Below are 23,864 nucleotides of genomic sequence, written 5' to 3' on the forward strand. Positions count from 1 at the left end.
AAACAAGCATTCTTATGGCTTTTGTTTTTGAAATATGAGCACAATTATTACTTTTGTATCGTAAGAAAAAGGAAATGGTGTCTTCCTAATTGAACCGCCTTAAACAAGCTGATGGCGCCTGATTGTAAATGTCTGTACATTTAATCAGGATTTGTATGTCAAACAAAAATCAATCTCGCAAAATCATTCTTCAAATCCGTCTGTTTTTCAGACGCTTTCCTGCTATCCCTTATTTAGCCAAGTGGCTTTTTATCAGTTCTGTTATTGGCACTTGTATTGGTATTGCCTCTGCCATTTTTTTACTTACACTCGAATGGGTAACCAATTTTCGGGAAGTGCATATATGGCTTATTGCACTACTGCCTTTAGGAGGTTTTGCTATTGGTTTACTTTATAAGCATTTAGGTAAAGATATTGAAGCCGGAAACAACTTACTGATAGATACTATTCATCAGCCACAGGAAATTATTCCTTTCCGAATGGCACCTTTCATCTATTTGGGAACTTTGGTTACACACTTGCTTGGAGGCTCGGCCGGAAGAGAAGGTACTGCACTCCAAATGGCTGGAGCTATTGCCGACCAGTTTACCAAACCATTTAAACTAAATGAGCCCGAAAGACGGATACTTATTATAGCTGCTATTGCGGCGGGTTTCGGTTCTGTTTTTGGCACTCCTTTGGCTGGAGCAATTTTCGGTTTAGAGTTTTTTATGATAGGCCGTATCAGGTATGATGCCATTCTTCCGGCTTTTCTATCTGCTACTATTGCTGATTTAGTAACCAAGCTTTGTCAGGCTCATCATACTGTCTATAGTATAGGTGTAGTTCCTGAAGTCTCTGTGCTCACATTACTATATGCTATACTGGCAGGTATTGCTGCAGGTTTATGTGCAGCTACTTTCAGTCGTGTTATTCATTTTGTAAGCAGTCAATTCAAAAAATATCTCACCTATCCTCCACTTAGATCTCTAATCGGCGGTATTATTGTAGCGCTTGCCATTTGGCTTATTGGCACCACAAAATACATTGGTTTGGGGATTCCGACTATTATAAAGGCATTTAATGAGCCGCTACCTTCCTATGATTTTGTCATAAAAATGGCTTTTACCATTCTTACATTAGCTGCAGGCTTTAAAGGTGGCGAGGTAACTCCACTATTTTTTATTGGAGCTACCTTAGGAAATGCTTTGTCGTATTTTATTCCGTTGCCCATTGGTTTACTGGCGGGTATGGGCTTTGTGGCAGTATTTGCTGGTGCTACCAATACACCATTGGCTTGTATGCTGATGGGCATAGAGTTGTTTGGCCAGGAGTGTGGTATTTATATTGCGATAGCCTGTATTGTGGCCTACTTATTATCCGGGCATACAACCATTTATCAAAAACAAGTGATTGGAGAGCCAAAACATAGTAGATTTGCAAATCTGAAAGGCAAACGCATGAATGAGTTGAAGTAATATGTATCAAATTTTAGAATATGGCAATAGAAATAGAAAGAAAATACCTTATCAATCAGAATAAATGGGATAATTTCCCAAAGCCGGAAGGACAGTTATTCAGACAAGGATATATTCTGAAAGACCCGGAAAAAACTATTCGAGTGAGAGTAACTGATACTACCGCCTACCTAACTATTAAAGGCGCTTCTATTGGAGCTACAAGAACAGAGTTTGAATACGAAATTCCAAAAGAAGAAGGGATTGAATTATTAGACAATTTTGCGGTATCAGAACTTTCTAAAATAAGATATAAGATACCTCATATCAATAAATTGTGGGAAGTCGATGTTTTTCTGGGAAATAATAAGGGATTGATTGTGGCTGAAATAGAATTAGATAGTGAAGAAGAATATTTTGAATTACCTGAATGGATAAGCATTGAAGTAACCGGAGACAATAAATACTATAATTCAAACTTATCAGCCAATCCTTTTAAAAACTGGTAATATGAACGATAAAAGATTAATAAGAGATAATGAAAAACTTTTGATTAACTCATTACTCTTACGATTAAATCTGAATCCTGATGATTATCCGTATGATGAGTATGTAGAAGAATATGAGGGTGGCAAAATGGGTAGCATTAGCTTAGGTGGGGATGTGGAAGGTTATGCCGGAGACCTGATACAAGTAGAATATACTGACAAAGATGGTACGCCTGTGGTGATAACTTTAACCAAAGACCATCAGAATCGTCTGCTTGATTTAGACTTCTGGAAAGTTGACTTCTCTAAATTGCTTGAGTACCCGACACCTGACAAAATAACCATCAGAACTGTATGATTATGAAGCCGGTTTACAGATTTCTTCTTATGGCTGGTCTATGCACCATCTCTATTAGTTGGACAATCCCCATTGAATGGATCACTGAAAACCATAAGAATTATACCCTTCATTATACAAGTGCAGACTTGCAGAATAAAGATGATTACAATGTCATTCTTGCCAAGGGCATTCAATCAGTTGAATCTTTTATAAAATCGCCATTCAAAAATACCTTTGGGGTCTATATTCATCCTAACCGACAATCTTTAGATGCAGAATGGCAAAAGGACTGGGGGGTACCCGATTTCAAATCAGAATGCTGGATGGTAGCCAGTGGTATAGCAACTAAATTAGTTATGCTATCGCCTAAGAGATGGAGTGCTGAATCCTGTGAGCATGATTATAATGAAACTGCTAAAACTCAGAATCTGATTACGCACGAACTCTTCCATGTATATCACGGGCAACTAAATGCCAGTCCTGACTTTAGTAATATTGATAAAATTGATTGGTTTGTGGAAGGTTTTGCCACTTATGCTTCGGGTCAATGTGATGCTGACAGAATCAAAGAAATCAAAAGAGCTATTGAAGAAAATAAAATCCCGGCCTCATTAGATAATTTCTGGACAGGTAAACTCAAATATGGACTCTCCGGCTCGGTAGTATTGTATATAGATTACAAATATGGAAGAGACACGTTGAAAGAGCTCTTACCAATGAGCAAAAAAGCCGAAATATTGTCTAAATTAGCCATCAGCGAACAAGACCTCATTAAAAACTGGAAGCAATATATTAATACTCTTTAGTTTATCTACTTCCTGAAATTACTAAAATAGAGCACTACGATTATACTTATTTTTATAGGCAATCGGAGATAAGCCTGTTACCTTTTTAAAGGTACTCCTAAATGCCTTATTATCTGTATAGCCCACGTCGTACATTACTTCGGTAATATTCTTCCTGCTGGTTTCAAAGCGTTTCTTGGCAGCTTCAATTTTTACCCGCTTGATATACTCCATTACGGTATTATTGGTAGCTTTTTTAAATCGACGTTCGAGACTTCTACGGCCGATGGCAAACATATCCGACAGTTGGTCGAGGGTAATTTTATCTTCAAAGTTTTTCTCTATAAAATCCTGTGCCTTTTTTACTGCGTCATCTTCATGGCCTTTTTGCCCATTAAATATCATAAATGAAGCCTGGCTATCTCTTTCTATATCAATAGCAAAATACTTAGCTGCCCTGATAGCCATTTCACGATTCACATTTTTTTCAACCAGATGCAGAAGCAGATTCCAATATGAACTTGCTCCTCCACTTGAATATAGCCCATGATCTTCGGTAATAATTTTATCATCAACCAACTCTACTTCAGGAAACATTGCTCTGAACTCATTGGCAAACAACCAATGAGTAGAACATCTTTTCCCATTCAGAAGTCCAGTTGAAGCTAATAAAAAAGCTCCTACACATAGACTTATCACTTCAGCTCCATTCTCATATTGTTTTCTAATCCAGGGTAGAAAATCCTTATTCAACTCCAATGCAGTTTGCATATCACCACTTAAGGCAGGCACAAATACCATATCAGTTTCTTCTACTTCATGAATAGTAGCATCGGCATGAACAGTAAAAATATTATCATGGAGTTTTACCTCTTTTGTCAGTCCAACCATTTGCACGCAAAATATCGCAGGCTTACCGGCTGACTGGAGAAATTGATTAACCGACGTAAAGATATTACGTGGGTCGTTAATACTGGCTAATACTGCATTTTCGGGGATGAGAATTGTAATATTTTTCATAGGAACGATGGAAAAACAGAATGGCGAATTTGACCCTTTTATTGTCGTTTTCACACCACTTCAAAGTTAATAAATCTGCCTAATTTTGTACATATAAATTATTAACATTTTCTGTCATGAGCCTTATTGATATTGATTACTCAAAAAACATTATTACAGTAAAGGATGTCTGCATTGATAACTCTATTTTTGAGAACGTAAGCGTACAAAATCTATTTTTCAATGATGTGAATCTGAGTGGCACCAGAATTACCAATGCCAATATGAGTAATATTGAAATTGAAGGAGCGGGATTAGGCGGTGCTTATATTCACAACATAGGTGTACCTCCTGAAGGACACCCAGCCTACGACCCAGATGCTAAACACCCACCGGTAAGGTTCGAAAATTGTGATTTTGAAGCAAGTACTATAATCGATTGTAACCTGACAAATGTAGCCGTTAAAGATTGTAATCTGAAAGGCATGACTATCAATGGGATTCTGGTTGAAACATTATTAGAAAATTTTACACAACAAAAATAAGCAATAAATTCACATTTAAATTTAAACACTAACACACATGAGAAAGATTAAATTACAGATGCAGGTTTCGATAGATGGTTTTGTTTGTGGCCCTAATGGTGAAATGGATTTTACAGTATGGAACTGGGACGATGAACTGAAAAACTATGTCAAAGGCTTAATGGCTCCGGCAGACTCTTTCATTATTGGCAGAGTACTTTATGAGGGAATGTCAATGTATTGGCCTGCTGCTGAAACAAATCCGGAAACCAGTGATGAGGACAGAGCTGCGGCCAAAGCCTTTAACAGTATGCCTAAACATGTTTTCACAAAAACTCTCACAACTGCAGACTGGAACAATGCCATTATAGAAAGTGGTGATTTAATTGACACCATTACTACGCTAAAAAACCGAGAGGGCGGAGATATTATGCTGTACGGGGGTGTTAGCTTGGTTTCTTCCTTTATTGAGCATAACCTGATTGACGAATATCATCTTTTTGTGAATCCTAACGCTATTGGAAAAGGCAGGTCAATTTTTGGAGATTTAACCGAAAAATTTGGTTTTCAATTGGTAAATAGTTCATCTTTTAGCTGTGGTATCGTTGTTCTGCATTATGTACCTGCAAAATAATCAGAACAGATAGCTTACATTAGTTTGGTGGTGTGGTCGGCAATGTGAAATTGCTTTGCTATTACTCCGCCAAAGTATTTCAATAATAGCTTGGTCAATCATTAGACTCATACCTGCTTATAAAAGGAAACGATATCGGTTGTTTAAACAACGCTTACATTACAATTAATTGCTCTGGAACTTTTCTCTATAAGCTGTGGGCGTCATACCCACTATTTTTCTGAAAATTCTGCGGAAAGCCTTCGGGTCATTATAGCCTGAGCTAAAAATCACCTCTCCCATATGCTGATTGGTTTGTTCCAATAGTTTTTTTGCGGCTTCTATCCTTATCTTCTGCAGGTATTCAATAGGAGGAATACCCGTAATCTGTTTGAACCGCCTCAATACATTTCTTCGGCTTGAAGGTATATCTTTTATCAGTTCCTCAATAGTTTCAGCCTCCTGATAATTGGCTTCTATTTTTTGCTGTACCATAGCTACTATATTGTCATTGTGATCACGTAGTGGCTGGAAAGTGCTGAAATATGACTGATTCTGCCTATCCATATCAATGGCAAAAATCTTGGCAATTTTTACTGCTACATCTTTATTACAATATTTCTGAACCAGATGAAGTAGTAAGTGGAAAGAAGAAGTTGAGCCTCCACTCGTAAAAAGGCCGTTATCTTCAGTAACTGTTTTATCACCCCTTAATATTACCTGAGGGAAAGCATTTGCAAAAGCAGGGCAGGCATCAACATGCGTAGTTGCGACTTTTCCGTTTAACAGGCCGCTGGCGGCCAACAAAAAAGCTCCAGTACAAAAAGTACCGATTTCAGTACCATTACGAAACTGCTCATGCAACCAGGGAATATAGTCCTGATTTTTACTGATCGTTTGTCTTATATCATCAGTACTAAAAGAAGGTATAAGAATTAAATCAACTTGACTTTCTTCTTCTATACCCATAACCGGATACCCATGAAATGAATTGAGAGATTCACAATCGGAATCGGCAAGTTTGTATAAACTGATATTAAACGGCAGTGCTTCTCCGTTTGTTTTGAAGATTTTGTTAGCAGCTTCAAGCACATCTAAAATAGCCGCAATACTTAATAGTCTATAATCATGTGGAAGTAAAATACCTACGCTTATCATCGCATTTTTTTCTGTAAAAATACAAAAAAATTGTCTCAAATACCCCCTATAATTGACTTTTTTAGCACCCTTGTAAACAGTAGTTTTTATTTAATTTTGTTTTACAATTCATAGATAATATTTAGAATACATCGGGCCAAATTAACAATATATATATCCCTCACAACATCATTTAAAATAAAAATAACAGACTATAATTCTATATGAGAACTATTAAAAAATCAATTGAAATTAATGCTTCAAAAGAAAAAATCTGGGATGTGCTGACACAAGACCCATATAACCAGAAATGGTATTCAATCTTTAGTCCGGGTACATATGCTTTAACCGACTGGCAACTGGGCAGTAAGGTTGTATTTGCGGATAACTCCGGTAGCGGCATTATCGGGCGTATTATTATCCATGATCCTTACGAACTTTTATCAATAGAGTATTATGGGGTATTAAATGACAATAAAGAAGATTTTGACAGTACCGAAGCACAGATATTTAAAGGCGCACACGAAACATATCGTTTAACATCAAAAGATGAAAAAGTAGTGCTTGACATTGAATCTGATATGTCTGATGGCTTTTTCGATACAATGTCTGCCTCTTGGGACAAAGCTCTGATAAAAATAAGAGAGTTGTCTGAATCATAAATAATTATAATAAAACTAATACGCATATGGTAGAAGTTTTTAAAACCAATATACAGGAAAGAAAGCATGCGTCCTTGCTCTTTGAAGTTCTACGCAGGCAATTTCCTTTGTTTAAAATAAATTTTGATTTAGATGATTGTGACAAAATTCTACGCATTGAAGGCGATCGTATTTCAAATGACAGAATTATGACTATTATCCACATGAATGGCTATCAATGCCAGGTTTTAGAATAACCCGACACAGCCTGAATCACCTATGGTTCAGGCTTTGTTTTACTTTCAGTTGAAATAACCACCAAGGCTGATCTGATTAAACTCAAAATATAATTTTTCCAAGTCTGCTTAAATAATTATTTTTTCCTCAGCAATTCTCCTCTCTTATGGCCTAAAACTTTGGCACAATTTTAGCGAATCATTAATTTTCACATAGAAAATTATGCCACAAATGAGTAGGATATTGATAACATTCGTAAAAAACGAATTTATCAATAATACCGTACAAAAAACTTTGGCACAGTTTTAGATACTATTTAATAGAATACAATGTGCTATTGAGTAGGATTAACCCAATTAGTAAGTGAATATTAAAAATATTTGCAGATGAGACACATATTTACCACAAACAAACGAGAAATTTTTTCGAGGAATATCTCTACACCTATTAACGTACTTGTGCTTATAAGAAAAATGAGCGGAATCGTTGGTATTTATCTGAGAAAGTTGGGGCTAAAATCTTCTTATACAACTCCTGCAATAATCTGTTCTGAAAATCCACTTACAGATACAACTATTGACCATGAAATTCATTTACATGAAAAGTATAACAATGCTTCTCGAGCAAAAGATTTCAATGAGTTGTTTCATGTTAAGGCAAAACTATCATCAGACATAGGATCAACATTGATTCAAACCACTACTTCAACCAAGACATATCATATAGGAAGTATTTTTGATAAAGAAACCAAAGAATGGCGACCATGCCTTTCCGAGCCTGATTATACCTTCAAAAATGCTTATCGGGAAGAAGACCCTCCATCAAATCCTTCTTTTTTCAAAGGAACCGCAACAACATTTCTGTTGGTGCTTTTTTCCGTTTTAGGAACTTTTGCCAACAAATTTGCTACTGTCGACTTATCATTACGCAGTGAAATAAATCATTCAGCACCTGCATTAGGCAATTCAATTACCTATACTATCTGGCTTAAGAACGAAGGTGCAACTACGGCGAATAGCATTGTTGTAAAAAATAGTTTCCCGATTAGTGGTGTTACTCTTACCAGTAATTCTGGGGGTTCAGACTTTACTCATAACATCGGCACAGGTGAGGGCTTATGGAATATTGCTACCTTGGCCGCAGGCGATTCGGTGAGTCTATCATTAGTAGGTACTGTTATAGAAAGAGGTGTCTATTTTAATATCGCTGAAATTAATTCTATAGGTGGCGGAGATACCGATAGTGACTCTACCCCTGGCAACAATAGTCTGGCTGAAGATGATATAACAACCGTTTGTTTTTCTGTTCCACTTTTGATTTATCCTGGTGAACAATATACTGTTTTTGTACCGGGTGCTTATAAAGCGACGGGTACTGTTATTCAATGGTTCAGAAATGGCACTGAAATAATCGGAAGTACACCAGAAGCTGTTGTGAATGCTGATACTTCTCTGACTATCAAAGCAACAGGCAATTATACTTTTATATCGAGTGTCGGAGGTTGTGTAGGACAAGGCTGCTGTGCCATACAAGTAATTGCAGGGCCTTATGGCAGCATTGGAGATCTGGTATGGAAAGACAAAAACGATAACGGTTTGAAAGATACTAATGAGCCTGGTATCTCAAATATTATCTTAGAGTTATATACTGTTAATGGCTCGGGCGTTTTATCAGGTAGCCCAATCGGTAAAGATACAACTGATAATAATGGCCATTATCTTTTCTCAAATCTATTGTCAGGTGATTACTTAGTTAAAATTGCTGACTCAAACTTATCAGACACACTAAGAATCTCGAAGAAAAAAGACGTGGGCTCTGACGATACCAAAGATAATGACTTTACTGCTGCGACCGGATTTTCGCCGAAAATAACAATTCATGTAGACTCTACCGGAAACAAAAAAGATAATCTAACCGTAGATGCTGCCTTGTACACGCCAACAGGAAGTATCGGAGATTTTGTCTGGAATGATGCAAACAACAATGGTATTCAGGATGGTGGCGAAGCAGGTGTGAACAACGTAATTTTAGAGTTATACGTGTCTGACGGTTCGGGTAATCCCGTAGGGACAGTGCTGGCTAAAGATACTACCAATGTAAGTGGTTTATATAAATTCAGCAATCTGATTAAAGGGACTTATGTGGTAAAATTATTGAGCACATCTCTACCGGCAGGCTCTGTTATCGGAACACTGGCTAATAGCGGTAGTGATGATAAGGCTGATAGTGACTTTAATTCTGCTACAGGATTAAGTGCAAAAATTACGTTAGACCCTGAGAATACCAGTGATCCATTAAATAAAGATAACTTAACAATTGATGCTGCGATTTATAATCCACTTGGCTCAATTGGTGATTATGTCTGGAGAGATGCTGACAATGATGGCGTACAGGATATGGATGAGACAGGAATAAGTGGAGTTATCTTACACCTCTATGCAGCAGCCAATGACGGTACCCCAACCGGGAGTGTTTTAAAAGCAGATACCACAGATAGTAATGGCTTTTATTTGTTCAGTGGTTTAGCTTTGGGTGATTATGTAGTGCAAATTATTACCAACTCGCTTCCTGTGGGTGGCACTATCTCTGATATGATAGATAAAGGGGGCAATGATAATGCTGACAGCGACTTTAGTGCAACCACAGGCTACTCACCAAAAATCAGCGTCGACCCTACTACTAACGATAAAAAAGATATTTTATCAATTGATGCTGCCATACATCAGGCGATTGTTTGCCCTACATTAACTGTTTCAACTATTGATGGAGATATTTGTGTAGGTGACTCTACTTATATTAAAGGTATTTCAAGCAACAATGCTTCTATTAAATGGTATCTGGCAGCTATCAACGGAACTCCAGTGTTCACTACCAATAGTAATGATTCAACTTTAGTATTCCCTACTACTACCACTACTTATTATGCTGAAATTGACGGATTAAACCCAGGTTGTCCTAATTCACGCCAGCCGGTTGTAATTGTGGTAAATGCACGTCCATCGCTTCCATCATGTGCTGGAGTTGTAGATGAGTGTATTGGTAAAACTATTAACCTGAATGATTATGTAATTAATGGTGCAACCACTCCGGGTGGTACCTTTGAATGGCATACAACTGCAGGCGAGAAATCGCCTTTGGTATTAACCCCTTCAACTGTTGGCGCAGGCACTTACTATTTATTTGAAAAATCAGGAGCAGGTTGTTTTAGCCCTCCAAGAATGTTGAAAGTCAATCTGAAAAATTGTGATACCCTTATAGACTTGAGCCTGACTAAAATAGTAAGTACTATGACCCCTAAAGTATGGGATAATATCATATATACTATAAAGGTTACGAACGAAGGGCCTCATGCTGCCACTAATGTAGAGATTGAAGACCAGATGCCAGCGGGTCTGGAGTTTATTTCAAGTGCATTCTTCACCAAAAACGGTGATATGCTCACTGCCTCTATTTCACATATTGCTGCAGGACAGACCATCACTTTAGATTACTTAGTAAAAGTAGCTTCGGCTGGTGATAAGATCAATTTTGCGCAGATAAGTAAAGCAGACCAGAAAGATGTTGATTCGACACCAGGAAATGCTTCTACTACCTCTGAAGATGACAATAGTAAAGTTATTATTTCGCCGATACAAGATGAACCTGTTGCTGATTTGAGCTTGGATAAGACTGTTAATAAGACTACTGCAACCATTGGAGAGCAACTTACTTATTATATAACAGTTATAAATAATGGTTCAAGCCCAGCCACCAATGTTGAGGTAACTGACATTGTTCCTGATGGATTAACTATTATTAGTGCCACCGGAGCTGATAACATAACTACTTCGGGAAATACTGTAAAAGCTAAATTCAATGAAATAAAAGTAGGATTTGCTCCTACATTCCAGATTGTGGTAAGAGTAACCGCTTCTAATGGAACAATCAAGAACTCGGCACAGGTCACCAAATCAGATCAGAAAGATGGTGATTCTACACCGGATAATGGAACCGGGAATGGTGAAGACGATACAGATGATGTAGATATAACTATTATTCCGGGTGTTTGTAATCCACCAGTACCTTTAATTGCTACTTCTAATCTGTATATCTGTACAGGAGAAAGCATATTGCTTACTTCAGTAGGTTGTATAGGTACTGTGGTTTGGTCAACTGGTGATACAGGTAATTCTATTACACTTAGTCCGACAAGCTCAACAACTTATACGGCCAAATGTAAAATCAATGATAATTGTTCAAGTGGTGATTCAAATCCGATCTCAATAACAGTAAACCAGATAGTACCTCCGCTTATTACTTCAAATGTACCGAATAACACGATCTGTTCAGGCGGAAGTGCTATCTTAAGTGCAAGCTCTTGTACTGGTAGTGTTATATGGTCTAATGGAACAACGGCTTCAAGCATTACGGTTAGTCCGGCAAATACTGCAGTTTATACAGCTATATGTAAAACTAATACCTGTACAAGCAATACATCGAGTCCGTTTACGATTACAGTCGGTAATGCAGGTAGTGCACCGACAATTACTGCCAGTAAAAATGCAATCTGCAATGGCGAAACAGTTGTACTTACTGCAAGCGCCTGTAATGGCAACATTACCTGGTCTAATGGAATGAGTGGGACATTGATAAGTATCATGCCGACTTCAACAGGCACTTATAGTGCAACCTGCACTGCGAGTGGCTGCGGAAGCCAGACTTCTTCAGTTCTTACAATTACTGTTTCTCCAGCTGCCGAAACACCTGGCATTAGTGCAGATAAAGAAGTGGTATGTGCCGGAGGGAATGTAAATCTATCTGCATCAGGTTGTAGTGGTACATTAGTTTGGTCTAATGGAGTAAGCAGCTCTTCTATTGCTGTTTCTCCGATTAATACTACCATTTATGAGGTTACCTGCATAAGCGGAGGCTGTAGTTCTAAAGCTTCTAAAACTATCACTGTTAAACCACAGCCAGGGGCACCAGTCATTGCCAGTGCTAAAAACCAGATCTGTGGTGGGGAATCAGTTGTATTAACAGCCCATAATTGCGATGGTATTGTAACATGGAACACAGGTGCTACCACAGCCACTATTACTGTTAGCCCTGCACAGACTACTTCTTACACAGCGATTTGTAATGTTGATGGTTGCAATAGTGTGTCTTCACAACCTGCTACAATTACAGTTTCTAACTCAACCCCTTCTATTACAGCTACTAAAGATGCTATTTGCATTGGTAGTTCAAGTACGCTTACTGCTTCGGGTTGCTCAGGTACTTTATTGTGGAGTAATGGTCAGACAAGCAGTAGCATTACGGTTGATCCTGTAGCTACAATTACTTACACAGTTACCTGCTCTGCCGGAAGTTGCGAAGCGGTGGCGTCAAAAACGATAACAGTTAATACAGAAACAAGTGTAGCTCCGGTTATTTCAGCCTCAAACACCAACCTGTGTACAAGTGGTAGTGTAACACTGACAGCTACCGGTTGCACGGGCACAGTTGTCTGGTCAAATACGCAAACCGGCTCAAGCATTACTGTAAATATTACCAATACCATTGTATTTGCTGCCGCTTGTAGGATTGGAGATTGTGAAAGCGAGAAATCAAACAATATTACGGTTACAGTGGGTAAATTGAATAAACCAGTTATAAGTGCTAATCAAACAACTATTTGTGTGGGTGATGCAGCCACGCTTTCGTCAACAAGTTGTGATGGCAATGTAATCTGGTCAAATGGTCTTACCGGAAGCTCGATCACTGTTAATCCGGTTACTACTACAGAATATACTGCCGTTTGTAAAGCTGCTCAGGGCTCCTGCACAAGCGACGAATCAGATAAATTAACTATTACGGTTACCTCTCAACCAGAGCCACCAATAATTGCCTGCACTTGTGCAAGGCCAAGAATATGCAAAGGAGATACACTTACACTAAAAGCTATTGGATGCGTTGGAACATTTGTGTGGTCAAACGGGCAGACTACTTCTTCAATTGTAGTAAACCCTGAAGAAACCACGATTTATACAGTTAAATGTAAAGTAGGCTCTTGCGAGAGCGAACCATCAGCAGCTGCTACTGTCAATGTAGGAAGCCCTGCTCCTCCGTTGGTTAGTTGCAAAAAGCCGCAGGTTTGTGGTGGTAGTTCAACTACATTAGAAGCTGCGGGGTGCGTTGGCACAGTAAAATGGTCGGACGGACAAGTAGGTGCTGTGGTTAATGTATCGCCTGCCACTGTAACCAGTTACTGGGCAGTTTGCGATGCTGGCAAGTGTCAGAGTGAAAAATCTAATGTGATTACTGTACAGGTCAGTGGCTCTGGTCTTAAAAAACCAACTACCAAAGACCTTATAAATGTCTGTCCGTTCACTCATGTAGATTTAACCACGGGTGTTACGAGTGCACTTTCATCAATTGGAGGCTCATTTACATTCCGTATTGCTAACAGTCCTGACTCATCTTTAGTTGTTAATCCATCATCGGTCGGAACAGGCTCATACTATGTATTTGAGAAAACAGCTAATGGCTGTTTCAGTGAAGGAAGCCGTATCAACGTACAGATAATCTCATGTAACGATACTACTTCTTGTGCTACTAATCCTGCTACAGCCAATGCTGGTTCAGATGCTACCATATGTTTAAGCTCTACTTTTTTTGAACTGCACGGACAAATAGGCGGTTCGGCGCAAAGTTCTACGTGGACAAGTGATGGAAATGGCACAATTGATAATTCTCTGAGCCTGAATACAAAATATAATTATACAAGCCAGGATATTGCAAGAGGGTATGTAAACTTTATACTTACTACCAATGACCCTGATGGTAACGGTTCATGTCAGGCAGCAAGTGATAGCATCAGAATTACAATTAATGGTGTTACTACTGTACCAACTATCGAAAGTAACAAATCACCTAATATTTGTGCCGGAGATTCGGTTATTCTGAGTGTAGTAGAGGCTGGTCGTTATTTATGGAGTAACGGAGATACTACACAAACCATTGTAGTAAAAACATCTGGCACTTATTCGGTTCAGTTATTAAGTGCACAAGGTTGTGCTTCCGTAAGTTCAAATAAAATTGTTGTCGTAGCCAACAGTACTATAGATGCTCCGTCAGTAATGGCTTCAGCTAAAAATGTTTGTCCGGCGACTACTGTAAATCTTACCAATGCTATAACAAGTACACCTAAAACCTCTGGAGGTATTTTTGAATTCCATACAGGTACTACGGTTGGTTCACCTTTACTGACTAATGCAACGGCAGTTGGTGCAGGCACTTACTATGTTTTTGAGAAGAGTACAATAGGTTGTTATAGCACTGGCACTCCAATTGTAGTAGAAATTAATACTTGTAATACACCTCCAACTGATACTTCAAATGTTGAGTTGGGTATTACAATTGTAGGTTCACGGGTAGAATTAGGCGTTGGTGACGAATTGACTTATACAATTACGGTTACCAACAATACAGTACACACAGCTACCAATGTACATATCACTAATGTTTTGCCTAAAGGCATTACAATTACATCTGCTACCCCTGGTTTCACAGCTTTCGGTACAGATTCATTAGTGAGTGTAATAGGAACTTTTCCGGGTGGGGCTATTAAAACTTATACTTATACAGCTAAAACTACCAAGGCGGGTACAATCAGAAATATTGCCAAGATTACCAAAATTGATCAGGTTGATCCGATTCTTGATAATAATATCAGTCATTGGGACATACACTGTCTCACTTGTCAGGAAATTTGTACGGCTATGTCTTTAGCCGCAGATACTACACGTCAGGCAAATGGCAGCTATAATGTTACATTCCGTGCGTTTATTGAAGCCTGTGGAAACGTGAAGTTAGAAAATGTGAAAGTTACCGAGAACCTTTCAACTATGTTCCCTGCTCCGGTTACTTATACTATTGTTCAGAAACCAACTGTAGGCTCAGGAAGCAAACTGATACCAAACGATAATTTTAATGGTTCATCAGACCTGAACCTTACGATTCCGACTGGTAGTGAAATTGAAGCAGGGGTAACTGATACAATCAGATTTGTTATCAACATAGTACCAAATGGTAATGAAGGGCCATTCAGTACCAATGCGCTTGTAGAGGCAACAGGAATGACCATCTTCGGCATACCAGACGATGTATCTGATGTATCAAACAATGGCCCGTATATCAACAAACCAAGTGCTGAACCAACAGTTGTAAGATTATACAAGAGTCCAAGTATTGGTTTAGCTAAAATTGTATCAGATAGCACCAAAAAAGCCAATGGCTCTTATGATGTTACCTATCAGTTATTAGTTAAAAACAATGGTTCGTTACCATTAAATAATGTAGTATTAACTGATACTTTATCAAAAGTATTTAATCTGCCTGCTACATTTACCGTTTTAGGTACACCAGTAAAAAATACTGGTAGCCAATTGATCATCAATAGTGCTTTCAATGGAACAACGGATACTCGTCTGACATTACCAGGTAGTACTTTAGCTATAGGTCAGACAGATACACTCCTGTTTAGTGTCAATCTACAACCTGATACACTAAAACTATTTGCCAATACTGCTGTTGCAAGCGCTTCAGGTACATTGGCTAACGGAACCAATGAAAATGTTGAAGATTTATCAAATGCAGGTACTAATCCAGATGCACCGGGCAGTAATCCGACGAACCTGAACTTAGACCCTGGTGGTATGAGTTCAATTGAAATCCCCTGTATAGGTATTGCACTTTATGTAAAAGATACCGTTAAGCAGGCAGACGGCAGTTATAACGTAATATTCCATTCGATTATTAAAAACTGTGGCAATTTGACTTTATCAAATGTACAGTTATGTGATACATTGAGTAATACGTTCCCATCGCCTGTTGTCGCAAGCATTAAATTTGTGCCAACGCTTAGTGAAGGAAGCAAACTGATACGTAATCCTGACTATAATGGCACGACCAATACTTGTCTGCTAATGGCAGGGAGCATTATTGAACCTAATAGAATCGATACGGTTAAATGGACGGTAAACGTAAAATTAAATGGAAACCTCGGACCATTCAGAAATTCTGTGATTGTTTCCGGCAAAACTCCCGGAGGCATAACAATAAGTGATATTTCTAATGATGGTATTAATCCGAATCCAGAGGGAAGTGCCCCTACTGTTATTAACTTTAGTAGCTTGCCTGAGGCTTTGATCGGTATATCCAAAGAGGCAACTGAACCAACTAAGGTAGTTGATAACACTTATGATGTAACGTTTAAATTCAAAGTGAAAAACTATGGAAAAACAGACTTTACAGGTGTTCAGGTTCAAGATAATCTTGCTGTAACTTTTGGAGACAGCGTAAGAATTGACTCAGTAGGTGTCACAGCTGATGCAGGATTTACGGTTGATAGTAACTACACAGGACGTGGTAATTTAATTAACCTTCTGATTGATTCGTTAAGTACGCTTCCTAAAAATACGACACGTAATATTACCGTCTTTACACGTGTAACACTTACTGAAGGAACAACATCATTTGCTAATCAGGCTTTAGCTATAGGCAAATATCCATCTAATAAATCGGTTGATGACTTATCAACTAATGGCACTGATCCTGATCCTGATGGTAATGGTAATCCTAAAGATAATAGCGTAGCTACTCCAATTATTATTGAAGGCATCAGTCCCGGTAATGCAACTGTATTGGGCATTGCGAAATCTGCCGATCTGGATTCTATCCCGAATGCTGATGATACTTATAACTTAACCTATAGATTTGTCATTAAAAACTATGGAACCCGTACAATAACGAATGTACAGCTAAGAGATAGCCTTGACAACGTGTTTGCAGCTGAAGATAGCAGTAACTTTATTATTGCAGCACCGCTGATGTTGAGTGAAGGTAGTCATCTGAAATTGAATCCTGATTTCAATGGCCGTACTGAAGTAAACATATTGATTGCCGATAGTAGTTCATTGGCACCGGGTACCGCAGATACCTTAGAATTAAAACTAAGAGTGCTGACAGACAAAGAGAAACCTGCCATTTTTGCGAACACCGCCTATGGAAGTGCTAAAGATAGTACCACTACAATAACCGATATTTCTGAGACAGGTATTGACCCTGACCCTGACAATGACGGTAATCCTGGTAACAACAGTGCTCCAACACTGATAATTATCGGAGGTACGATACCTACCCTACCAGATGATACTGCAACAGCCATTATTCCGGGTGGGTTCTCACCAAATAATGATGGTATAGGTGATACATTCTTTATTGAACACATTAATAAAACCAATGTTAAAGCTTCAATATATATATATAACCGTTGGGGTGTTTTAGTATTTAAAGATGAAGATTACGGTAAGTCAGTGGGCTGGAATGGAAAAGCTAATAATGGGCTGGTGTTATTAAGTGATGGCAAGGACGTTCCTGATGGTACTTATTATTATGTGATTCAGTCTCCTGAAAAATGGGGAGGACAACCAGTAATCGGATTCATTACAATTGTCAGATAATTGATAAAATGAATTATGAGTAAGCAACATTGAACAGTTCACTCATAATTTCATACAACAAGGAACTTTCAGCCGGGAAAGTGAATAATTTCATTAGAATTAAAGTTAATTCTGGCAGGATTTTAGGTATTTGTACAGGAAAGATAATTGACAAAAACTTTTATCTGAAATCTGTTGAAAAAATGATTTTTACAAAAAAAGTCCTAAAATTCAACTGTTTCAATGATAAATGAAAAAAATTTGATAATTAAAATTCTTAATGTAACTTTGTTTTGCTATTGAGTATAATTGGGCTTAGACAAAGTTTCATGCTAAGTCTTTACTATTAATTGAGTAAAATATGAAAAACTTTACAAACCTGAAAAGCAGGTTAGCTACGCTATTTTTCGTAGGGCTATTCGTTGTATCTTTTCACTCCTACGCGCAACAGGAAGCGATGTTTTCACAGTACATGTTTAATACGATGGCTATTAATCCGGCCTATGCGGGTAGTCGCGACGTATTAAGTCTTACTGCCCTCGGAAGATACCAGTGGATAGGTGTTCCCGGAGCACCGACTACCTACACTTTCTCGATGGATATGCCTATCAGCAGCGAGAAAATGGGTCTTGGCTTACAGGCTTCGTATGATGGTATTGGTCTTGCCAAAAACACAGGTATTTATCTTACCTACTCTTATCGTGTAAAGGTAGGGCCACGTTCAACCTTGGCTTTTGGTGTACAGGGTGGCGCTGTAAATATCCGCTGGGCATTATCAGATGCAAAAAACATTGCCGGTGGCGACAATGTATTCAGTGGTAGTTATGACATTAACAAAATCTTGCCTAATGTGGGTGGTGGTATCTATTTAAGCAACGACAGGAGTTATCTGGGTTTTTCATGTCCTCAAATTCTACAAAATTCTCTATCTAACTACAATTATTCAAGTTCAGATTCTGTAAAGAGAAGCCGTACACAAAGACACTTCTTCCTGATGATGGGTTTTGTAATTGGAAAAGGTAACTTCAAAATTAAACCCTCAACGATGATTCGTTATACCGAAGGTACTCCCCTTGGTTTTGACGGCAACATCAATTTCTGGATAAAAGATAAAATCTCATTTGGTATCTCCGGAAGAATCAGTCAGTTCCAGACTTTTAGCCAGACTGATGGTTTTGATGCAGCTGTGGGTATGTTAGAACTGCAACTAACTCCGCAATTCAGACTTGGGTATGCGTATGATTTTACAGCTAACCGATTGAATGACCCAGGTAAAAAAGGTATTGATCGTGTGATTGGGATTCCAACGCATGAGGCTATGCTTAGGTATGAATTTGGCTATGCTAAGAATAAAATCTTAACCCCAAGGTATTTCTAATACTCAATTAAGTTTTATATATCTATTAAGTGTCAGAAAAAGTGAAACACTCGCCTTTTTCTCGCACAGTGGTCTTATATGCAATCATTTTTACAAATCTGAGCGAATTTAAATTCAGCAACAATGACTGTCAGGATAAATATCATCGGGGCCATTTTTATGGCAGCTCTATTCATAGGTAGAGTACAAGCGCAGGAAGCATTGCTTAAAGCTGCCCACCATCACTATGAAAGCCTCAGCTATATCAAAGCTATAGATGCTTACGAGTCGGCTTTGACCAAAAAGGGAATTACTGAAGCACAAAAGTTAGACGCCAGAATTAAACTGGCTGATAGCTATACCAAAATTAAGGATACTCAAAACGCTGAGCGTGTTTATCGTGAGATATTTGAAGGAAGCACCGGAGAATTATCTGATGATAGAGTTGCGGTAGCATTGAAATACGCTCAGGTACTTGCCAGCAATGGCAAATACAAAGAAGCACAGGAGATGTACGATAAATATACCCGCAAGGTAGAAGATGACCCACGTGGAAAAGGTTTTTCAAAACTCTACAATGATGTGAGTGTATTATCAAAAAATGCTAATTGCTACAAAGTAGATTACCTATCTATCAATACCAATTCATCAGATTTCAGCCCTTCATATTTCAAAAATGGTTTGGTTTTCGTTTCTAACCGTCGAAGTACAGTGGGTGTTCGTCGTGTATTTGGTTGGAATGATACCCCTTTTCTTGATTTATATTTCTTGGATAACGTTTCTGCTATTGGTGGACAGGCAGCCGGATTAGGCACAGGTTCAGAAGAAAGCAGAACTCCTCGCAGAAGAGGTAGTGGTGGTGGTGTACTCGGTTCTGACGAATATACAGCACCAACAGCCAATGACTCACGTACTATTGGTACCTATGGTGGAACTAATGTTGGATTAGGTTTAGGCTATGGAGATAAGCCCCAGACTGAATCTGATAGAATGAGTGGTTCAATCAATTCAAAATATCATGAAGGGCCTTCGGCTTTCTTTAAAGATGGTTCAAAAGTAATTTTTACCCGTAATAACTTCCTTAATGGTAAAACGAAAAGAAGTTCGGACGGTATTACGAAACTGAAATTATATATTGGAGAGGCCAACAAAGATGGTTGGAAAAACATTAAAGAATTACCGTTTAATAGTGACGATTATTCGACCGGGCACCCTGCTTTATCACCTGATGAGAAGTTTTTATTCTTTGCATCTGATATGCCTGGTGGCTTCGGTGGAACTGACTTGTATGTATCACGTTATGATGGAAGTAGCTGGACAGCCCCTGTCAATTTAGGTAAAAATGTCAATACAAAAGGTAATGAAATGTTTCCGTTTGTAGACGATAAAGGTAACTTGTATTTTTCTTCAGACGGACACGCTGGCTTAGGTGAACTGGATATTTTCTTCTCTCAATTAGATGGGACTACTCCGAAAGGGCGTGTAATTAATTTAGGGTCTCCTATTAACTCAAGCAAAGACGACTTCGGTATTTTAACTGACGGTTTTCGTAAATCGGGTTATTTCAGTTCAAATCGTAAACGTGGTGGAGATGATGACGACATTTATAAATTTGATCGTGAGTGTGAGCTCAAAGAAGGTTGCGATTTGATTATTGCTGTTTATGATGCAGAAACCAAAATGCCGTTAGATAATGCCAAAATTGTTTATGAAGACAAAGACGGTACTATTAAAGAGAAATTGAGCGATGCTGATGGAAGTGTAAAATTAGAAAACTTAGAACAAGATACAGAGTTTACCTTCAGAGCAACTCGTGAAGGATACAATGCCAATACGGTGAGTTTCTCAACAAAAGATTGCGATAATGAACCTTCTCGTCTGGAGATTCCGATGAACAGGCCAAAACCTGTTGTTGACTCTACAGCATTGGCTCAGAATAATCCTTCTGTGCAAAGTGGCTACACGGGTAATGATCCGAACAGTGCATTGCCTGGCAACAGGTGCTTCCTAAAAGGAAAAGTTACAATGCAGGGTACTAATCAGCCTATAGCCAGGGTATTGGTAACCCTGCGCAATGAATGTAATAATAGCACACAAACAGCTACAACTGATGCCACAGGTACTTATAAGTTTCAGGTGGTCGAGGGTTGTGATTATACAGTTGAAGGAACAAAAGATAATCTTGGGTCAAAGGGTAAACGTGTTCGTCGTTTGAGTTGTAAGAATGGTGATGTAACCGCCGACATTCAGATGTTCAGCACTGGCGATATTGTGCAGGTTGATAATATCTATTTTGAATATGGCCGCTATAATCTTCGCCCTGATGCAAGAGCCGGATTAGATAAACTGGTATCATTGATGCGACAGTATCCTAATATGAAAGTAGAATTGCGTGCGCACACCGATAGCCGCTCTGATGCAGACTTCAACCAGACTTTGTCTGAAAATCGTGCTAAATCTTCTGCTAATTATTTATTCAAAAGGGGTATCAGCCGTAGTCGTGTGGAATTTAAAGGCTATGGTGAAACCATGCTTGTGAATGGTTGTGCCGATGGGGTAAATTGTACCGAAGATCAACATGCGCTTAATCGCCGTACCGAGATCAAGATATTGCAAATGAACTAATAAAACGACAAACGTCATCAACAAAAAGCCATTCTCTTAAAAGAATGGCTTTTTGTTGATACGGATAATTGCATCAATGGCTATCTACCAGTTACTCTATTATCGGAATTTAATTGCTTAGTTTTACATTTTTTCTTTGATGTTAATTTCATTATTCTTACTTTTGCACCACAAAACCGAACCTGGTTTTAGGGCCTATAGCTCATTCGGTTAGAGCAACTGACTCATAATCAGTAGGTGCCTGGTTCGATCCCAGGTGGGCCCACCAAAGCTTAAAAGCTATACTTTTAAAGGTATAGCTTTTTTTATTTCTGTTGCAGACTATCCCATAAATCTCTACAAAAACGGCATAGGTTTTGAGGTAACATAACTTAAAGTTCGACAAGTACAATAACTACCTAAACTGATTGGAAGGGACTTAGCAACTCATTAAGGTTATTTATCAACCGTAACAATTCCTTAAAGCGTATGAAAAAATACGAATACATTGATTATGCACGTGGATTTTCTATTTTTACTATAGTTATTTATGACTTTCTGTTTACTTATCCCTTACCTACTTACCTTAATTATGCCAAAAGTTTTGGTGCAGCAGGTATTCATTTATTTTTCTTTGTTTCGGGTTTTGGACTAACTTTATCAAAATATACAGATTATCAAACCTTTATTAAACGAAGGTTAATTAAAGTTTTAGTACCTTATTATATTACTATAACATTGATTTTTCTGATAAACCTGGTTACTAAAGTTTATGGAATAGACTTTCTGGCTTTTCTTGGTCATATCCTGCTTTTCAAAATGTTTAATTCAGATTATACAACCTCGTATGGTGCTCAATTCTGGTTTATATCTACTATCGTGCAGTTTTATTTGATATTCCCCTTGTTACTTTGGATATTAAAATCTGAAAAATATAAACTATTTATCCTTTTAACCGTTGTAATTTCTGTAGGCTATAGTTTGTTTTTGTCTTTTGTAATACCAGAAGGTGGCGATGCCTACAAAAGGTTCTTTTTTCAATATCTTTGGGAGTTTGCTCTGGGTATGGTTGTTGCCAGAACTGGCAAGTTGGATAAGCTTATTTCAGCACCTATTATTTATTTCTTTATTATAGCAATCATTAGTATGGCTGCTACAGCCATTTTAGCAATAAAAGGTGGTGACATTGGTAAAAATTTAAATGACATCTTTGCGTTTTTTGCTTATACTTCATTGACAATCATTCTGTTCAGAATTATGCCGCTCATCAATAAGTTTTTCTTATGGATATCAAAGTTCTCTTTTTCCCTCTACCTTACACACATGATTCTCTGGGATTACATAGAAGCGAAGTTCAATTCATCATTCTTTACTCCTCTTACATTATCTGCTTTACTGATAATTACATTAATATATAGTTATTATTATGATATATTGTTGAATAAAATAACCGCGAGGATAACGAGTGCTTCAATACAAAAGTAAAGAACAGATCAATTATATATTCTTTTAAGGCAATGTGGCTTATAATAGAATCTAATTTTTTCTTAAAGCATATAATGTAGACCCAGCTTAAAAATCGTCATAAAATTTTTATAATAATTTTTTGTCTATCGATTTTAAATACCCCTTTTCATACTTCCCGAAACATAATATAGCTATCCACTAATCCCAATTCTTTATGTCTGAACCCTTTGGGAGTCGTACCTATAATGCGAAAGCCAGATTTTTGCCATAGCTTAACTGCTACTTTGTTGGTACTTACAACAATATTGAACTGAATGCCAAAATATCCTTTATCTTTGGCAAATTGAATCGAATGTTCACAAAGTAACTGCCCGATTCCCTTGCCCCGATGATCCGGGCTGACCATATAGCCACAATTAGCAATATGACTTCCTAAACCAGGCTGATTGGGTTTCATAAAATAAGTACCAACTATTTCATCATTATCTACTGCAACAAAGGTATCCATAGAGTCGGCAAACCAATAGGTTTGTAATGAAGCTTTAGGGGTATCCGGGCTGAAAGCGTAAGTATCTCCTGCTTTTACTATCTCTGAAAATACCTCCCATACGCCATCGTAATCAGTTTCTTTTGCTTTTCTTATATCCATTTTCAATATACTTTCACTGAAATTATTCTAACAAAAATAATATTTCTTACTACGTATATGCTAAATTCATACAATTAACTAATAAAAAAGCTACACTTTATGGTGCAGCTTTTACTTAAATATATCT

General features: G+C 37.9%; 15 protein-coding genes, 1 tRNA gene and 1 riboswitch. Of the genes, 13 read left to right on the forward strand and 3 right to left on the reverse strand.

Annotation, left to right across the window (positions count from 1 at the left end; genetic code table 11):
- Nucleotides 1-61 precede the first annotated feature (61 nt).
- Nucleotides 62-128, forward strand: a riboswitch (Fluoride riboswitch).
- Nucleotides 129-155: 27 nt separating this feature from the next.
- Genes H1R81_RS21855 through H1R81_RS21870 form a run of 4 tightly spaced genes read left to right on the forward strand, consistent with a single transcriptional unit; the run spans nucleotide 156 to nucleotide 3,070 of the window.
- Nucleotides 156-1,457, forward strand: a complete 1,302-nt coding sequence (locus H1R81_RS21855) for a voltage-gated chloride channel family protein (RefSeq protein ID WP_181842881.1) — start codon at nucleotides 156-158, stop codon at nucleotides 1,455-1,457.
- Nucleotides 1,458-1,477: 20 nt separating this feature from the next.
- Nucleotides 1,478-1,945, forward strand: coding sequence for a CYTH domain-containing protein (locus H1R81_RS21860; RefSeq protein ID WP_181842882.1), 468 nt, complete (start codon nucleotides 1,478-1,480; stop codon nucleotides 1,943-1,945).
- Between the two features lies 1 nt (nucleotide 1,946).
- Nucleotides 1,947-2,282, forward strand: a complete 336-nt coding sequence (locus H1R81_RS21865) for a DUF6984 family protein (protein ID WP_181842883.1) — start codon at nucleotides 1,947-1,949, stop codon at nucleotides 2,280-2,282.
- 2 nt (nucleotides 2,283-2,284) lie between these two features.
- The gene (locus tag H1R81_RS21870) at nucleotides 2,285-3,070 is read left to right on the forward strand and encodes a hypothetical protein (RefSeq protein WP_181842884.1); all 786 of its coding nucleotides are present in this window, start codon (nucleotides 2,285-2,287) and stop codon (nucleotides 3,068-3,070) included.
- A gap of 21 nt (nucleotides 3,071-3,091) precedes the next feature.
- Here the strand turns inward: H1R81_RS21870 and H1R81_RS21875 are convergent, their stop codons facing one another.
- Complete coding sequence (locus H1R81_RS21875) at nucleotides 3,092-4,069, reverse strand: GlxA family transcriptional regulator (RefSeq protein WP_181842885.1); 978 nt, start codon at nucleotides 4,067-4,069, stop codon at nucleotides 3,092-3,094.
- A gap of 116 nt (nucleotides 4,070-4,185) precedes the next feature.
- On the opposite strand from H1R81_RS21875, the gene H1R81_RS21880 reads away from it, so the two are divergent.
- Together H1R81_RS21880 and H1R81_RS21885 are read left to right on the forward strand one after the other, a co-directional pair.
- Nucleotides 4,186-4,593: a pentapeptide repeat-containing protein gene (locus H1R81_RS21880; RefSeq protein ID WP_181842886.1), complete on the forward strand. Its 408-nt coding sequence runs from the start codon at nucleotides 4,186-4,188 to the stop codon at nucleotides 4,591-4,593.
- A gap of 37 nt (nucleotides 4,594-4,630) precedes the next feature.
- A complete protein-coding gene (locus H1R81_RS21885) occupies nucleotides 4,631-5,206 on the forward strand; it encodes a dihydrofolate reductase family protein (protein ID WP_181842887.1) in 576 nt (191 codons plus the stop codon).
- A 165-nt stretch (nucleotides 5,207-5,371) separates the two neighbouring features.
- Here the strand turns inward: H1R81_RS21885 and H1R81_RS21890 are convergent, their stop codons facing one another.
- On the reverse strand, nucleotides 5,372-6,343 hold the full coding sequence (locus H1R81_RS21890; protein ID WP_181843053.1) for a GlxA family transcriptional regulator: 972 nt from the start codon (nucleotides 6,341-6,343) through the stop codon (nucleotides 5,372-5,374).
- A 203-nt stretch (nucleotides 6,344-6,546) separates the two neighbouring features.
- Between H1R81_RS21890 and H1R81_RS21895 the strand changes: the two genes are divergently transcribed.
- The 7 genes from H1R81_RS21895 (at nucleotide 6,547) to H1R81_RS21925 (ending at nucleotide 23,106) form a co-directional block, all read left to right on the forward strand.
- Entirely contained in the window at nucleotides 6,547-6,984 is a 438-nt protein-coding gene (locus H1R81_RS21895; RefSeq protein ID WP_181842888.1) for an SRPBCC domain-containing protein, read from the forward strand.
- Nucleotides 6,985-7,010: 26 nt separating this feature from the next.
- Nucleotides 7,011-7,220, forward strand: coding sequence for a hypothetical protein (locus tag H1R81_RS21900; RefSeq protein ID WP_181842889.1), 210 nt, complete (start codon nucleotides 7,011-7,013; stop codon nucleotides 7,218-7,220).
- A gap of 366 nt (nucleotides 7,221-7,586) precedes the next feature.
- The gene (locus H1R81_RS21905) at nucleotides 7,587-17,681 is read left to right on the forward strand and encodes an SdrD B-like domain-containing protein (RefSeq protein ID WP_181842890.1); all 10,095 of its coding nucleotides are present in this window, start codon (nucleotides 7,587-7,589) and stop codon (nucleotides 17,679-17,681) included.
- Between the two features lie 340 nt (nucleotides 17,682-18,021).
- Nucleotides 18,022-19,038, forward strand: a complete 1,017-nt coding sequence (locus tag H1R81_RS21910; protein ID WP_181842891.1) for a type IX secretion system membrane protein PorP/SprF — start codon at nucleotides 18,022-18,024, stop codon at nucleotides 19,036-19,038.
- 123 nt (nucleotides 19,039-19,161) lie between these two features.
- Nucleotides 19,162-21,642 (forward strand): OmpA family protein, encoded by a 2,481-nt coding sequence (locus H1R81_RS21915; protein WP_181842892.1) that lies wholly within the window; start codon nucleotides 19,162-19,164, stop codon nucleotides 21,640-21,642.
- A gap of 191 nt (nucleotides 21,643-21,833) precedes the next feature.
- Nucleotides 21,834-21,910: transfer RNA gene (locus tag H1R81_RS21920), tRNA-Ile, on the forward strand.
- A 200-nt stretch (nucleotides 21,911-22,110) separates the two neighbouring features.
- Nucleotides 22,111-23,106, forward strand: coding sequence for an acyltransferase (locus tag H1R81_RS21925; RefSeq protein ID WP_181842893.1), 996 nt, complete (start codon nucleotides 22,111-22,113; stop codon nucleotides 23,104-23,106).
- A 148-nt stretch (nucleotides 23,107-23,254) separates the two neighbouring features.
- Here H1R81_RS21925 and H1R81_RS21930 read toward each other — a convergent pair whose 3' ends face one another.
- Nucleotides 23,255-23,737, reverse strand: a complete 483-nt coding sequence (locus H1R81_RS21930; RefSeq protein ID WP_181842894.1) for a GNAT family N-acetyltransferase — start codon at nucleotides 23,735-23,737, stop codon at nucleotides 23,255-23,257.
- Nucleotides 23,738-23,864: the final 127 nt, after the last annotated feature.

This window comes from Emticicia sp. BO119, from assembly GCF_013912375.1.
In the GTDB taxonomy this organism is placed as follows: Bacteria; Bacteroidota; Bacteroidia; order Cytophagales; family Spirosomataceae; genus Emticicia.

Bases quoted from the DNA above. Each gene is read 5' to 3' on its own strand.
- H1R81_RS21855 (WP_181842881.1), top strand. From the start codon at position 156: ATGTCAAACAAAAATCAATCTCGCAAAATCATTCTTCAAATCCGTCTG.
- H1R81_RS21860 (WP_181842882.1), top strand. From the start codon at position 1,478: ATGGCAATAGAAATAGAAAGAAAATACCTTATCAATCAGAATAAATGG.
- H1R81_RS21865 (WP_181842883.1), top strand. From the start codon at position 1,947: ATGAACGATAAAAGATTAATAAGAGATAATGAAAAACTTTTGATTAAC.
- H1R81_RS21870 (WP_181842884.1), top strand. From the start codon at position 2,285: ATGAAGCCGGTTTACAGATTTCTTCTTATGGCTGGTCTATGCACCATC.
- H1R81_RS21875 (WP_181842885.1), bottom strand. From the start codon at position 4,069: ATGAAAAATATTACAATTCTCATCCCCGAAAATGCAGTATTAGCCAGT.
- H1R81_RS21880 (WP_181842886.1), top strand. From the start codon at position 4,186: ATGAGCCTTATTGATATTGATTACTCAAAAAACATTATTACAGTAAAG.
- H1R81_RS21885 (WP_181842887.1), top strand. From the start codon at position 4,631: ATGAGAAAGATTAAATTACAGATGCAGGTTTCGATAGATGGTTTTGTT.
- H1R81_RS21890 (WP_181843053.1), bottom strand. From the start codon at position 6,343: ATGATAAGCGTAGGTATTTTACTTCCACATGATTATAGACTATTAAGT.
- H1R81_RS21895 (WP_181842888.1), top strand. From the start codon at position 6,547: ATGAGAACTATTAAAAAATCAATTGAAATTAATGCTTCAAAAGAAAAA.
- H1R81_RS21900 (WP_181842889.1), top strand. From the start codon at position 7,011: ATGGTAGAAGTTTTTAAAACCAATATACAGGAAAGAAAGCATGCGTCC.
- H1R81_RS21905 (WP_181842890.1), top strand. From the start codon at position 7,587: ATGAGACACATATTTACCACAAACAAACGAGAAATTTTTTCGAGGAAT.
- H1R81_RS21910 (WP_181842891.1), top strand. From the start codon at position 18,022: ATGAAAAACTTTACAAACCTGAAAAGCAGGTTAGCTACGCTATTTTTC.
- H1R81_RS21915 (WP_181842892.1), top strand. From the start codon at position 19,162: ATGACTGTCAGGATAAATATCATCGGGGCCATTTTTATGGCAGCTCTA.
- H1R81_RS21925 (WP_181842893.1), top strand. From the start codon at position 22,111: ATGAAAAAATACGAATACATTGATTATGCACGTGGATTTTCTATTTTT.
- H1R81_RS21930 (WP_181842894.1), bottom strand. From the start codon at position 23,737: ATGGATATAAGAAAAGCAAAAGAAACTGATTACGATGGCGTATGGGAG.